The following is a 247-nucleotide window of genomic DNA, read 5'->3' on the forward strand; positions in this document are numbered from 1 at the left end:
GTGGATGAGTGACGGGAGGATGGAGTTCGTCGGCCTTTTTCATTAATTCGGTAATAGAATATCCGGCATGCTCCGGGCGGATTTTGAAACGTTTCCTGACCGTATGAACCGCATCACGTCCGGAAATTTTGTCTTTCCAATGCTGTGAGAGCCTGTCATAAACATTCCCCGCACTGGAAAAAAGCGTGTCCCCGCTCCATTGCGGAATATTAATACCGTGCAACAGCGTGTAGGTCGTCGGATTATC

At 49.0% G+C, this 247-nt stretch carries 1 protein-coding gene; it reads right to left on the minus strand.

Translation table 11 applies throughout. The features are described from left to right. Positions 1 to 247, minus strand: a 247-nt coding sequence (locus SB765_RS32565; protein ID WP_410932884.1) for a TauD/TfdA dioxygenase family protein, incomplete at both ends; no start/stop codon positions are given.

It is taken from the genome of Pseudomonas sp. SIMBA_067 (genome assembly GCF_046534675.1).
Classification (GTDB): Bacteria; Pseudomonadota; Gammaproteobacteria; order Pseudomonadales; family Pseudomonadaceae; genus Aquipseudomonas; species Aquipseudomonas putida.